Consider the following 12,661-nt stretch of genomic DNA (forward strand, 5'->3'; position numbering starts at 1 on the left):
CAAGGAGTTCATATATGAACAAGATGTTAATCGCAGCTGCAGCTTCTTCTGTACTTCTACTAGCTGGTTGTGCTTCTGGTCCGGACGAAGAAACAACGGCAAAAATGAACGATCTAAACGATCAAGTTAGCCAACTGAGCCAAGAAGTATCTGCACTTAAGAGCGAGCACGCGGCACTAACGTCTGAAGCACAGCAAGCTAAAGACGCAGCAGCAGCGGCACAAGAAGAAGCAGCTCGTGCAAACGAACGTATCGACAACATCGCTCAGTCTTACACTAAGTAATTCTCAGTCATGTAAAAAAGGTCTGCATTAGCAGACCTTTTTTAATTACCACTATAACACGATTTGTATACCCACATGACTTCAGTTTAAGCTAGGGGCAACCACTTCAACCGGCACCCCATTTTGCGCCAGTATCGCCGCTCTCGCCTTAGAGTCCGACAAATCAAATTCTTCCAGCCACCACGTCAGCTCCAGAGGCACATTTAAGTTTTTCTTGCTGCCATCACTTCGAGTCAAAGGTTCATGGGCCTCAACAAAGACACTGCGGTCCGGTTCGAGCGCAACTTTGATAGGCTCGTCGATAATCGTCACCTTTTCTCCACGTGTAACCTGAGCAAACAACCATTCGATATCCGCCGGATTCATCCGAATACAACCCGCACTCACCCGCATGCCAATACCAAAGTCCTTGTTGGTGCCATGAATCAGATACTCTCCATGACCATAAGCCAAACGTAGAGCGTACTCTCCAAGTGGATTATCAGGGCCAGCAGGTACAACCGCTGGCAGTTCAATACCTTTGTCTAAATACTCTTTACGAATCGATTTAGGTGGAGTCCAAGTTGGGTTTGGTCTTTTTTGACTGATCTTGGTTTCCATTTCAGGCGTGTCGCGTCCAATACGTCCAATTCCAACTGGGAAGACATGTACTTTGTTGATTTCAGGTTCAAAGTAATAAAGACGCAGTTCAGCGAGATTAATCACAATGCCTTCACGAGGCACTTGAGGCAGTATGATCTGAGTTGGGATGGTGAGCACATAATCTTCCTGAGGGAGAAAAGGGTCTACCCCTTTGTTAGCCGCCATCAAAGACAAAAAACCCACATCGTATTGTTTTGCAATATTGGCCAGCGTTTCACCCTTTTCAATCGCGTGGTATTGGGTTCTACCGACCAAGTTACTTCCTTCTGCGGGAAGTTCGTAAGTCGCAGCAAACACAGGCGCACTCAAACAGCACATCAATGAGAGAAACTTACGTATCATGGTGTTAATCCTTACATCCTATCGTCTGGCTAGGTTATCTCTGTTGTGGCAACAGAATCAACTCATTCAGCCAGTTATGACCAACAGCTTACTTTTCCTTCACTCTTCTTAGACTAACGTGGCGCGACAACAATTTTAGTAAACACCCAACCTAATGAGCATAGTTCGAATCGTTGTGAAACGTTTTCCCGAATCGATTGCCTTACCAGTTTCAACAGATTTGGTTATCAATAATAAGATTAGTGATCAAACCAAGCCAATTTGTGACACACTTCTCAAGGAAGCTTGCATTATCTAGCTAGTATTGCCTCAACAAATAAATACGCATTCAACAGAAATAGTAATTTGCATATCGCATCTACTATAAAACTTTGGAGTAACGACAATGGCAACCCCTCACATTAACGCACAACCAGGTGATTTCGCTGAAACAGTCCTAATGCCAGGCGACCCGCTACGTGCAAAATACATCGCGGAAACATTCCTAGATGATGTAAAACAAGTGTGTGATGTTCGCAACATGTTCGGCTACACAGGCACTTACAAAGGCAAAAAAGTGTCAGTAATGGGTCACGGTATGGGTATTCCTTCATGCTGTATCTATGTGCACGAACTTATCGCTGAGTACGGTGTAAAGAATGTTATCCGTGTAGGTAGCTGTGGCGCTGTTCGTGACGACGTTAAACTAATGGACGTTGTTATCGGTATGGGCGCGTCAACGGACTCTAAAGTGAACCGTATCCGCTTCAACAACCACGACTTCGCAGCGATTGCTGATTTCGGTCTACTTGAAGAAGCAGTAAACCAAGCTCGTGCTCAAGAAGTACCAGTAAAAGTAGGTAACGTTTTCTCTGCAGACCTATTCTACACACCAGAAGCTGATATCTTCGAGAAGATGGAAAAACTAGGCATCCTAGGTGTAGATATGGAAGCAGCGGGCATCTACGGTGTAGCGGCAGATCTTGGTGCAAAAGCGCTAACAATTCTAACGGTTTCTGACCACATCATCCGTGGCGAGAAACTGAGCTCTGAAGAGCGCCAAAAATCATTCAACGACATGATGAAAGTGGCTCTTGAGACTGCGATTAACATCTAATCCTTGGATAAGTAGTACTTCGCTGCCAGTTTACGCTGGCAGCCCAGATTATTCCCGAGGGGGCGATTGTGTCTAACGGCAAACTACCAAAGGAAGCTGAAGGGTTACAACTCAACTTTTGTAAAACATTGGCGTGTGACAACTTTGGACTGAGTGATGCAGAGCGTTATGTGCTGCAGCATGCTAACCCTAAACGACCAGCGATGGTATGCCGTGAGTGTGGAGCTTTCCCCCCCTTACTTAACAATCAGGAAGTGTTGAACGAGTTACATCGTTTAAGACACCTGCACAGCGATGGGCTCCCTGCCTGTCGTAATGATGAATGCGACAACTTCGGTTTGTCTGTTCACACCCATAAACACCTCTACCATGCCTTTGGTTATAGTGGCGACAGACAGCGTTACCGCTGCAAACATTGCCAATCAACCTTTGTCGATAAATGGTCCGGCTCAAACAAGAAACTCGCTTTCCAAGAGAATTTACTTGGTTTGCTGTTTATGAGCTACTCAGTGCGTGAAATCTGCCGCAAGCTTTCGATTAACCCAAAAACCTTCTACGACCATGTTGAGCATATCGCCAGCCGCTGTCGCAGAAAGTTGGCTATGATCGATGCTCGTTGGGTAAACCACGCTACCGATTACCAACTCGCGTCGCACTACGTATCACTTCAACCAAAGAGCAACAATGGTGTGCTTTGGATCGCCACCGGTGAAGCCGAAACTGGATACATTCTGTGTCAGCATGTGAACTACTCCGCTGGTGAAGAACCTTCTGGTTCTATTGATCATAACCCTTACGAAAACCCGTCTCGTTTCGTATCTCGTGATCACTCCTCTGAAGCGAACATGCCTGTACCGACTCCTTCTCCGGTTTTGCGTGAGCGAATTGACCAACAGTACCAAGCCATTTTGGCGCGCGGTAATGTAGAAGACCCAATGGGCAACCTAACGGTGTTCAATTACCCGTCAAAAGGGGCGTTGATTCGACCACCTTATACGTCATATGCCCATTTCTTACACGTGTTGGATATGTGTGGCGAAGAAAAGCGTGTCTCCATCTATATGCCACAAGATCCAGTTCTTCGCTCTGCAGCCTTGAGTGTCTGCCTGCCAAGAATACAGCGTCAAAATATCGACCTTATGTACGTGGAAGAAGATAGCCAATGGAATCGTGACTTCAGTGTCGACAAAGTAGATATTGTGCATATGGGATGGTGGCGTGACCGCTGGGCCATCGCAAACCAACCAAGCGCTTCCAAAGGAATTTGTTACCTTGCGGGTGACAAAACTGAGCCGGAGGCGTGGCTACAAAAGGCATCCATTAGAAAAACCGAATTTTATCAGCAACGTTTCCAACTGCTGTTTGGTCCATTTATCAACGAACCAAGACGTAAACTTCGCCCAGGTGGCCTACTGCCTATGCTGGATATTTTCCGTGCTTGGCACAATCTGTGCTACCAAGATAAGAACGGTAACACCGCAGCACAAAATCTTGGTTTGACCGATTCGCCACTGACGTTGAGAGATCTGCTTTCATAACTCAACGCTATGAAGTCGTGAAGCTAGCCCCACAATTGATTTTATAAGAGTGTTGCGCGCAAAATTTTGCGCAAATAGGTAGTGCTAATTCAGCAACTATTCTTATAATCAATAAGGTAACATTGTTTTACTGTGTTTTAAGGGACTGATTAGATTGGACAAAAATCAACACCTTCTTGAAGTTGAGATTGAACAACTCAAAGCTCGCATTGAAGCTGAGCCTGAGAAAGTGTTACTGATCGCGGAACAATGTGAAATTCGCGCTACACAGATATTCTTCCCAGAAGGTGCGATTCAAAGTCTCATCATTATGTCGCGCTGTGCTTGGTGCCTGATGGACTACCGTAAAGGCTTGAAGTACATCAAAGACGCCTTCACACGGCAAAATGCCCTCGACACCGATACTTATCTACCTGAGATTCTCCATATTCATGCGCTGCAATATTGGGGGCAAGCGAAATACTACACGGCTCAGCAATTTTGGATTAATGCGCTCGAACAATCAGCATTGGTCGATGAAGTAGAAATTCAAATTGAATCCTTAATCGGTTTAGGTAACGTCTGGCGTATCACCAACGAATATAAGCTGGCCAGTTCAACCCATGAGCTCGCCGTACAAGTCGCCAATAATATGCGTATTGATTGGCTTGAAGGTAAAGCACGTATTCTACTCGCTTGGGATCTCTACTTACTCAACAATTATGTTGAAATGCTCACCATTCTCGACGGCGCAGAAGAAGTGCTGCGTGACCACAGCGATAAAACTTGGCACGCCGAAGTGTGGGATTTTCGAGGCCTAGCATTACTCGGCTTAGAACGCGCTGAAGACGCAGAAATCGCGACGAAAAAAGCCCATGACCTTGCGGTAAAGCATGACTTGGTTTGGATGAAAGCTCATTCGTATATCAGCCGCGCGCGTCTCGAATTATTAAGAAAGAACCCTGAAGCCGCTGCCGAATTGCTGGTTGAAGCCGAAGCGTCAGCAGTGAAGTTTGATAACGGCGAGCTGCTATCGCAAATCTGTTTTCAACAATCCCGCGTTGCAGAAGAAGGCGGCGATTTCGAGAAAGCACTAAGCTCATTCAAAAAATACCGCAAGCACTCCATCGATATGCTGCGTGAACAAACCACACGCGTGGGTTTGGACAAAGCAAGAACCTCCAAGCGTCAACTCGAACAACGTGCCCGTAAACTGATTAACCGAATTCGGGGGCAACACGAGTTCGATCCTGAAAAGCACCTGACCAATATGGTGTCAGAAACCTATTGGTGGGAGCAGTTGGTTCTATTTAAAACGGAACTCAAGCGCTCCAACTACTCCGTGATTATGATCCAACACGATAAGCCAGCGTACTTAGATGTCTGTACCGAGATCGTCCATTCACTGTGTAGCCAACAAGACCTTCTTTCCAGAATAAGTTCTGAGCGCATTTGTCTTCTGCTTGCCGATAAAGATGATGCAGCGTTAGAAGTCTTCAAAGTCATTGCCAAAATGATTGAAATATACCCTTGGCAACGAAAAGGGCTCAATGCCCAACTGCCTAAAGTGATGCTGCAAGATATTCTCACTTTTCCATTCACTCTAGAGCAGCTCGAACAAAGCCAAGTAAAGGACGATTCAAATGGAACAGCTACTCAATAAAATCACTGACTCAGGGCTTGATCCTTCCTCTGTCGCTGGTGAAGAGGCTATCATTTTTTGGAATCATGTCCGCCTACATATCGCGACTACAGGTCTAGAACGCGCGCAATGCTTTATCATCAGTGCTGAGTACCGCAGTGAACTTCTTCAAGTCCAAGCCAGCATTGATGAGCTAAGGTTGGCACTCGAACAGCTTAGCTTGCCGCAAGACGCTGAAGTCATTCTATCGGTACGCAACAGCTTAAGCGAGCGCTTGGTTGATACGGGCGACTACAGCTCTGCTTTGGCCGAATACATTTCTTCATCCAGTATTGCGGTCGAACACGGCTTCATTGACGACTATGTACTTTCGGTACTTGGAATGGGTAACTTGTGTGATGCCTATGGCGACCACAATCGAGCACTACGTTATTATCAAAAGATAGATAGCCTCGATCATGCTATCTCGAGCCGTTCCCTTAGATTACGCTATAAACTGTACATGCTGTCGTGTTTCATCGAACTGGGCCGAATCGCTGCTGCGAACGATCTCATTCGTGAGTGTGAGGAGCTCAGTATATTGGTCAGCGATAAAATTCTGACTGGGCAAATCCACCTCTATCAAGCCAAATTATTCCGCTTACAGAAAAAGTATCAAGAAGCGCTGCAAACCGTAGCTAACGTCCAATATGCCGCTGGTAATGTTCATTCTAGCTGGTTGTCTAATATGGTCCGGCTTGAGCTAGCACACTGTTTAAGCAGTGTAGGGCGAGCCGATGTAGCGAGTCTAGTTCTGCATAGCGCGGCCAAACGTATCAAAGACCATTCAGCACCGATTCTTGCCAAACACCTCTACGATTCAACCAGTGCCATCGACGAGCACTGTGGCAACTTTCAAGATGCGCTGAAAAATCAGAAAAAAGCTTATCGAATTGAATCGGATTTAATGAAAAACATTCCGATCAGCGAACTAGGAGCCAGCCAGTTAAGACGTTTGTCTCGCTTCGAGTTACAACTGAAGCTGATCCTATCTGAAATCGAAAATCGTGAGCTTAAAGAAACGACCGAAAGTCAGAAAAACACCGTAGCGCAATTGCAGCAGGACGTGTTCACCGACCCTCTTACCAACTTGCACAATAGGCGCTGGTTAGACGTCAAACTTAAAGATCTGCTGCTACATGAAACACCGTTTGCTTTGATGGTCATTGATATCGACCACTTTAAATCAATCAACGATGAACTAAGCCATTTAGTGGGTGACAAAGCCATTGTGAATGTTTCCAACGAGCTCGCCACTTACTTCCGCTTTAGAGGCGCTTCGTGTGTTCGCTTCGGCGGAGAAGAGTTTTTGGTTATTTTAGAAAAAAGTACCTTAGAGCAAGCGCAGATGCATGCCGAGAACTATCGCGAACGTATATTCCAATTTGGCTGGCACGATATCCTAGGTGAGCGCGGCTTAACAGTTAGCCTAGGCATCACCCTCCATCGAGAAGGTGAGAACACCCAACGCACTTTCTACCGCGCCGACAAAGCATTGTACCGTGCTAAAGCAAACGGCCGTAATCAAGTCTGCACTGAATAGCTTTAAAGAAAAAACAGCGATATTCCACCAACCGCAAAGAGTGTCCCGATGACACTCTTTCGCCCTATTGGCTCACGCCTCACGGCATAAATGATCAAAATAAAAATTGGACTTGTCGCAATGAGCGTTTGAGCAACAGCAGGGTTGGCGTACTTTAGCGCCACTTGTTGTAGCCACAGCGCAAGGAAAGTCCCAACAAAGATCGCCAGTAATAGCCATAACTTCGACTTAGATTTCATTTCACTAAGATTCTGCCACATTTGTTTAAATGGTTTCAGCTCTAACCAACCAATCACCAAAGCGACTGCGCCAACGCCAACCGCTAAACGAATCAAAGCGCCTAGCAAAGGAGGTAAATCTCCGGCCACCAAGGCATAATGTGAAATTACGACCCCACTTGCTTGGCAGACACTGGCTAATAAACCGTAGCCAATCCCTGCTCGAGACGTCGTTCGGCTATCGGCTGAAGGCTGAAACACCACAAAGGTTACCGCAATCGTGGTCACTATCACCCCTAGCCATGCCTGAACACCCAGAACACTACCAAGTAGCATAATCGCCAACACGCCAGACAGTGGCGGCGCGAGTGACTCTAGCAAGAGGGTTTTATTTGGCCCTATTCGCTTCAATGCTGCAAAGTAAGCGCTATCACCAATCGCAATGCCAATCACTCCAGAAATTGCCAATATCGCAAAGTGGTTGGCTGACAACTCCAATTCAGGCATAGGCAGTAAAGGCATAATCATCAACATCATGAACGAAGCAACAACACCCTTGACAATATTGAGCTGTAACGCAGAAAACTGGTGGCTAAACTGACTATAAATCCACGTTGCCAACGCCCAAACAATAGCAGCCCCCAAACCGGCCACCTCTCCGTAAAACATAACTTCACCTTATTCCACTGCGTGCTTTTTAGGCATTTGAGTAATTATATTTTCAAAGTTGCTAACTCAAGCCTAATTAATTGTTTTTTCTCTATACTTTTAATGGGTTCTTACATATCTTTTACAAAACACCCTATCTAATTGCATAACTTAGCATGTCATAAACAAGGAAGTAGCTATGTTTCTTGATTATTTGGCCTTGGGACTTCTCATTTTTGTCGCCTTGGTTATTTTTTACGGCATTATCGTCATTCACGACATCCCTTACGAGATCGCGAAAGAACGCGAGCATCCACACCAAGATGCCATCCATTACGCAGGCTGGGTAAGCCTATTTACCCTTCATGCGATTTGGCCATTCCTCTGGATTTGGGCCACGTTGTGGCGCAAAGAACGTGGTTGGGGCTTTCAAAAAATCGAGCAAGAGCAACACGATATTCATCACCGAGTCGATCAACTCATCGATCAAGTTGAAGCTCTTAAACAAGAAGTCAGCCAATTGAAGTCACAACAACCCGCTTCAGAGCCGGTGGCAGCACGCAAAGAGGAGGAACAATAATGGATTTACTATTGATTCTGACTTACACCGCGCTGTGTATCACTATTTTCAAAGTGTTCAATATTCCGTTGAACAAATGGACCGTCCCTACAGCGGTATTAGGTGGTGTTGTTATCGTTGGTACTCTGGTTCTGTTAATGAACTATAACCACCCGTTCACCCAAATTGGTAATCAAGTATTCTCGACCACTCCTGTGGTTTCTGGAGTACGTGGACGTGTTATTGAAGTGCCTGTTGAACCAAATAAACCGCTTAAGCAAGGCGACGTCCTATTTAAAATCGACCCTGTTCCGTTTGAAGCCGAAGTCGCAAAAATTCGCGCACAAGTCAAAGAAGCGAGCCAAGGTGCACTTGGACTTGAATCTGACTTAGCCGAAGCGAAAGCCGGCGAAGTTAAAGCGATAGCCGAACGTGACAAAGCCCAGCGTGAGTTTTCCCGTTACCAACGCGGTTACGACAAAGGCGCATTTACCGAGCAACAACTCGATACCCGACGCCAAGCATACAAAGCGGCAGAAGCAGCGGTTGAAGTTGCAGAAGCACGCGTTGAACAGGCAGCGATTGCACTCGACTCAGAGATCGGTGGCGAGAATACCACTGTGGCACGCCTATTGGCCGAGCTACGCAAAGCCGAGTTTAACCTCGAGCAAACTGTCGTTACCGCACCAACCGATGGCTACACGACTCAGCTTGCTCTGCGTCCGGGCGTTATGGCAGTACCTCTTCCATTAGCTCCGGCAATGACATTTGTTCATACTGAAGAGAAGCTCTATACCGCAGCATTCAGACAAAACTCATTACAGCGTCTACAACCTGGTTTTGAGGCTGAGTTCCTTTTCCGCGCTTTACCAGGCCGAGTATTTAAAGGTGAAGTGGTTGAAGTACTTCCTGCGATTGGCGAAAGCCAATTCCAAGCTCGCGGCGCACTGCTCGGTACCGATGCTCTGCGTACTAACGGCCGTGTACTCGCCACGCTCAGGATCACCGACGACCTTACCGACTACCACCTACCTCTGGGTACGGCAGTTGAAGTTGCGGTCTATTCAGATAGCTTTACCCACGTGTCTATCATGCGAAAGATATTAATCCGAATGAAGAGTTGGCAAAACTATCTCTACCTTGATCACTAAGTCATTCATTAAAAGCCCTACCAACTTCGGTAGGGCTTTTTGTATTCTAGGCGGTAATCCTTAGAATAGAACAAAGTCTTATACCCACAAAGGCATCGTGATGGCAGACGAAAAATTATCAACATCAGCTCTGGCAAAAAAACGAGGCATCGAAGCAAAACAGCTTTTCCAAGAACTTAAGCTAGCAGGCTACATCAACCGCTTTGAAGACAAATGGATTCTGACTGAAATCGGTGAGAAATTCGGTGGTGAATACATCGAGCACAGCAAATTTGGTCGATTCATCGTGTGGCCAGAAAACCTGCTGATTGATACTGCGGCTTCTGCTGGGCAAACCCTTTCAGCCACCCAACTGGGCGAAAGGCTCAAACTTCCAGCTAAGAAAGTAAACCAATTACTCAGTGAATTAGGTTGGATCAGCAAACACTCCAAGGGTTGGCAAGCGACCGAATCAGGCCTTCGAGTCGGCGCTCAACCCAAAATAGATAGCAGCAGCGAAAATCAGTTTGTTGTCTGGCATGACTCCATCGCGCGTAATAAGCGCCTACGCCAATCGGTTATTGAGTTTTTAGGCCAAGATGCCGAAGCGCACGCCAGTGACCGTTCTATTTCCAGCTTCAGACAAAAATTTGAAGCTAAGCACCGCACATTAGATGGCCACTATGTGCGGTCTAAAGGCGAGCTTATTATCGACAATTGGCTCTATATGAATGGGATTGTTCACGCCTATGATCGTCACTTACCTATAGAGCAAGATGTATTAAGTGACTTTTATTTACCGAGCGGGAAAGTCTATTTACAGTATTGGGGAACCGACAATGGGCATCTTTCTCAATCGCATGTAGAGCAAACACGCTCGGTCTATGAACAACATGGCTTTGCACTGATCGAGATTCAGCCTGAAGAAATAGAGCATTTGGATGATGTTCTACCGAGTAAGCTCAGAGAATTCGGAATCAAAGCCTACTGAGTTGGACTTAAAATTCAGCACAATAACAACAAGGGTTCACCAAGCTGAAACAAACCGTCAATACATTGTTGATATTTATACAAAATGTGAAAACTATATCTGGATGGACAAGCATATTAGCGATTGCTCACCCTCTGCAATCCATTTAGTATTCCGTACACAATAAAATATAGTTTTACGTCAACATGGCTTTACCCAAAATTTTGTTACGGTTTACTCGGCCGTACATCGTCGTACTCATTTTTGGAGTGCTGTATTTAGCGTATCAGCAATTCAAACAGTCTGAGAAAGACGCCTATACACAATCCCAAGCAAACCTAAATACTGCTTCACAATTGATTACTTCCCAAATTGAAGCAGCGGCCAGCAAACTCTATCTACTGCAAGATGCAAGGCAGACGACATCCTTCGATACGTTAGCGACCAACATCCTTAAAGGCATTCCAGCCTATGCCGATATCTTACTGGTAGATACCAAAGACAACCGTGTGCACTCAGTAAATGGGTTGAACACCGCTGTCTTGTCTGCCGAACCTATTTCATGGCGGCCAATCCGCAACCTATCACCTCTGTTTTCCGTCTCTTCGATTTATCAAAAGCAGTCAAACCAGTGGGTATTTGCCGTTCGCTATCAGCCTAAAGAGCAGCATGAAATTTGGATTGAGTTCGATCTACTGCACACCACGCAGATGCTACGCGGTTTAAAGTCTCTCAGGCAGGGTTATGTATTCGTAGTCGACAACAGCAGTGGCCGCTTAATATTCCACCCCGACCCTTCAATCATCGGCGCGAAATCTGTAAGTTACCGTTCTGGTATCAGTGAGCTGGTTAATCAGGGGACTTTGTTTGGCAAGCATGAGTACTACTACAAGAATCAATACCGTGTTTCAGCATTCAATGCCGACAACCAGCTCAACTGGGTGTTCATCTCAACCACTGATCGCGCCGATATTTTGAGCTCATCAAACCAATACAGTTTAAGCGCAGTGATCATTGCCTCTTTGCTGCTGTTTGCCATCATCGTTAATTACCTACTCATACAGCTCAATAGCTCGCTTTCGATACTGGGCCATCAAAAAAACGAAGCCGACTTTAAACAGCACCTGCGCTCGATCTTCGACCGGTTCTGTTACCACTCAGGTGTTCAATTCTGCTTATACAATGATGTAGAAGGCCACTTCACGACTTTGGATTACCACGGCAATAGCTCTATTGTGCATGAAGATAGAGAGCTGATTAAGCACTACACAAAAGGTGATTTCAATTACCGAAGTCCAAGTAGCCGTGACTTACTGGCCAAAAAGCTTCATATCACTTCGCGGCACTACACCATACCGCTGTTTGATCAAGATCGCTTAATGGCGGTGGTGTATCTCAGCAGCGTACTACCGACCTCAAAAACCGTCATGCGTATGATTCGAAGTCAGGCGGAAGTCGCTCTGTGTAACCTGCAGCTTCGCAAACAAATGCGAAGCAAAGACGTGATGACCAACCTAGACAACAAACTGGTGATTCGAGAAGCCATCGATGAGTACATCAATCTAGAGCACACCTACTTCGCATTATTGGATATCGACCATTTTAAGAAGATCAATGATCAGTTTGGACATAAATTTGGTGACAGTGTCATTACGCATACCGCCAAACTGATGCAGAAGTGTTTCAAAAAACCAACAGCCATCAGCCTCGCTCGCTACGGTGGTGAAGAGTTCTGTATCTTGTTTCGTGCTAACGATGAAAACCATGCCTATGACTTGTGTGACATGCTCAGACACCAACTGGAACATTCGCAGCTAACTCATGAAGACCAAGCGGTTCAATTTACCGTTAGTATTGGCATAACCAGCGCTACCGAAAGCCAACATTCAACCATCGGTCGAGCAGATAAAGCGCTTTATCAAGCCAAAGGCCTTGGACGCAATCAAGTTGTGCTCAACACCTTTCAATCCTAATAAATAAGGGGAAGTGATTACTCACTTCCCCTTATTCTAAAACGAAATATCAGCTGCG

The 12,661-nt window shown here is 45.8% G+C and carries 11 protein-coding genes; 9 read left to right on the forward strand and 2 right to left on the reverse strand.

Annotated elements, in window-relative coordinates; all coding sequences use genetic code 11:
* Positions 1-14: 14 nt before the first annotated feature.
* Positions 15-284, forward strand: a complete 270-nt coding sequence (locus tag J4N42_RS21405) for an Lpp/OprI family alanine-zipper lipoprotein (protein ID WP_252032198.1) — start codon at positions 15-17, stop codon at positions 282-284.
* Between the two features lie 81 nt (positions 285-365).
* On the opposite strand, the gene J4N42_RS21410 is transcribed toward J4N42_RS21405, so the two are convergent.
* Positions 366-1,268: a L,D-transpeptidase family protein gene (locus tag J4N42_RS21410; protein WP_252032200.1), complete on the reverse strand. Its 903-nt coding sequence runs from the start codon at positions 1,266-1,268 to the stop codon at positions 366-368.
* Between the two features lie 385 nt (positions 1,269-1,653).
* On the opposite strand from J4N42_RS21410, the gene deoD reads away from it, so the two are divergent.
* From deoD to J4N42_RS21430, 4 genes are all read left to right on the forward strand, one after another.
* On the forward strand, positions 1,654-2,364 hold the full coding sequence (deoD, locus tag J4N42_RS21415; RefSeq protein WP_171758000.1) for a purine-nucleoside phosphorylase: 711 nt from the start codon (positions 1,654-1,656) through the stop codon (positions 2,362-2,364).
* Between the two features lie 68 nt (positions 2,365-2,432).
* Positions 2,433-3,902 carry a lactate dehydrogenase gene (locus J4N42_RS21420; protein WP_252032203.1) on the forward strand — a complete coding sequence of 490 codons (1,470 nt, stop codon included), beginning with the start codon at positions 2,433-2,435 and terminating at the stop codon, positions 3,900-3,902.
* Between the two features lie 154 nt (positions 3,903-4,056).
* Entirely contained in the window at positions 4,057-5,544 is a 1,488-nt protein-coding gene (locus J4N42_RS21425) for a tetratricopeptide repeat protein (protein WP_252032206.1), read from the forward strand.
* On the forward strand, positions 5,525-7,105 hold the full coding sequence (locus J4N42_RS21430) for a GGDEF domain-containing protein (protein WP_252032209.1): 1,581 nt from the start codon (positions 5,525-5,527) through the stop codon (positions 7,103-7,105). Before J4N42_RS21425 ends, J4N42_RS21430 begins: the two co-directional genes overlap by 20 nt.
* A gap of 2 nt (positions 7,106-7,107) precedes the next feature.
* Here J4N42_RS21430 and J4N42_RS21435 read toward each other — a convergent pair whose 3' ends face one another.
* Positions 7,108-7,992, reverse strand: a complete 885-nt coding sequence (locus J4N42_RS21435) for a DMT family transporter (protein ID WP_252032212.1) — start codon at positions 7,990-7,992, stop codon at positions 7,108-7,110.
* Positions 7,993-8,170: 178 nt separating this feature from the next.
* On the opposite strand from J4N42_RS21435, the gene J4N42_RS21440 reads away from it, so the two are divergent.
* From J4N42_RS21440 to J4N42_RS21455, 4 genes are all read left to right on the forward strand, one after another.
* Complete coding sequence (locus J4N42_RS21440; protein ID WP_252032215.1) at positions 8,171-8,551, forward strand: DUF3302 domain-containing protein; 381 nt, start codon at positions 8,171-8,173, stop codon at positions 8,549-8,551.
* Positions 8,551-9,681: an HlyD family secretion protein gene (locus tag J4N42_RS21445; RefSeq protein WP_252032218.1), complete on the forward strand. Its 1,131-nt coding sequence runs from the start codon at positions 8,551-8,553 to the stop codon at positions 9,679-9,681. Before J4N42_RS21440 ends, J4N42_RS21445 begins: the two co-directional genes overlap by 1 nt.
* A gap of 100 nt (positions 9,682-9,781) precedes the next feature.
* On the forward strand, positions 9,782-10,651 hold the full coding sequence (locus tag J4N42_RS21450; RefSeq protein ID WP_252032221.1) for a glycerol kinase: 870 nt from the start codon (positions 9,782-9,784) through the stop codon (positions 10,649-10,651).
* 185 nt (positions 10,652-10,836) lie between these two features.
* The gene (locus tag J4N42_RS21455; RefSeq protein ID WP_252032224.1) at positions 10,837-12,603 is read left to right on the forward strand and encodes a sensor domain-containing diguanylate cyclase; all 1,767 of its coding nucleotides are present in this window, start codon (positions 10,837-10,839) and stop codon (positions 12,601-12,603) included.
* The last annotated feature ends 58 nt before the right edge of the window (positions 12,604-12,661 follow it).

Source organism: Vibrio sp. SCSIO 43135 (assembly GCF_023716665.1).
Taxonomy (GTDB): Bacteria; Pseudomonadota; Gammaproteobacteria; order Enterobacterales; family Vibrionaceae; genus Vibrio; species Vibrio paucivorans.

Bases quoted from the DNA above. Each gene is read 5' to 3' on its own strand.
- J4N42_RS21405 (WP_252032198.1), top strand. From the start codon at position 15: ATGAACAAGATGTTAATCGCAGCTGCAGCTTCTTCTGTACTTCTACTA.
- J4N42_RS21410 (WP_252032200.1), bottom strand. From the start codon at position 1,268: ATGATACGTAAGTTTCTCTCATTGATGTGCTGTTTGAGTGCGCCTGTG.
- deoD (WP_171758000.1), top strand. From the start codon at position 1,654: ATGGCAACCCCTCACATTAACGCACAACCAGGTGATTTCGCTGAAACA.
- J4N42_RS21430 (WP_252032209.1), top strand. From the start codon at position 5,525: ATGGAACAGCTACTCAATAAAATCACTGACTCAGGGCTTGATCCTTCC.
- J4N42_RS21435 (WP_252032212.1), bottom strand. From the start codon at position 7,992: ATGTTTTACGGAGAGGTGGCCGGTTTGGGGGCTGCTATTGTTTGGGCG.
- J4N42_RS21440 (WP_252032215.1), top strand. From the start codon at position 8,171: ATGTTTCTTGATTATTTGGCCTTGGGACTTCTCATTTTTGTCGCCTTG.
- J4N42_RS21445 (WP_252032218.1), top strand. From the start codon at position 8,551: ATGGATTTACTATTGATTCTGACTTACACCGCGCTGTGTATCACTATT.
- J4N42_RS21450 (WP_252032221.1), top strand. From the start codon at position 9,782: ATGGCAGACGAAAAATTATCAACATCAGCTCTGGCAAAAAAACGAGGC.
- J4N42_RS21455 (WP_252032224.1), top strand. From the start codon at position 10,837: ATGGCTTTACCCAAAATTTTGTTACGGTTTACTCGGCCGTACATCGTC.